Origin of the sequence: Halomonas sp. 3F2F, from assembly GCF_014897805.1 — a bacterium.
In the GTDB taxonomy this organism is placed as follows: domain Bacteria; phylum Pseudomonadota; class Gammaproteobacteria; order Pseudomonadales; family Halomonadaceae; genus Vreelandella.
Genome location: NZ_JABUZE010000113.1, coordinates 1 through 663, shown reverse-complemented (window position 1 = coordinate 663; position 663 = coordinate 1). Strand labels below are relative to the sequence as shown.

1 pseudogene is annotated in these 663 nt (G+C 61.4%); it reads right to left on the bottom strand.

The annotated features are described in order from the left end of the window. Nucleotides 1-620, bottom strand: a pseudogene (locus tag INT21_RS12055) (IS66 family transposase zinc-finger binding domain-containing protein); the annotation flags it as partial. Nucleotides 621-663: the final 43 nt, after the last annotated feature.

Here is a 663-nt window from a genome sequence, read left to right as displayed (position 1 = left end):
GCTACAAAACCCGTCGTAGCGCGGTTTTTCATGCGTTTTCCCTGGGTGATCCGTTCTCCCGCTTGCACCATCCAGCGCGCCAGGGTATTGCGGGGGATCTCGGCGCCATGGCGGGCAAAGATCTGGCTCTGTCGATAAAGCGGCAGCGCGTCCTGGTATTTAGCCGTCGCGATATAGGCGAGCAGCGTGGCGCTGGCATTGCTCTTGGGCAACAGCTTGGCCGGCGCTGGGGCGGTGTTAACGCCCTCTTCGCACAGCGGGCAGGCATATTTGCGTCGCACATGACGGATCACCTCGATCCGTGCGGGCACCACATGCAACTCCTCGCTAACCTCTTCACCGATCACCTTCAGCGCGGTGCCGTCATCGTCGCAGTGGCGCGCCTCGTCGGGCAGTTCATGGATAACCTCGATACGCGGCAACTCTGGCGGTAGCGCAACGCGCCCGCCGCGCGTGCGACGCTTAGCAGGCGTAGCGGTGTCGATCGTCGCGTCATCAACAGTGGTGGTGCTCTCCGATGCGTCTTCCTCGTCCACCGCCACTTCCGCTTCATTGATCAGAAGATCCCGCTGGTCGACACGGTACTTCTCAGTAGAGGGGCCGAACTGACGCTCCAGGGCAGGGAAAACGCATGAAAACTTTCATACCGCGAGAACGGTTGCC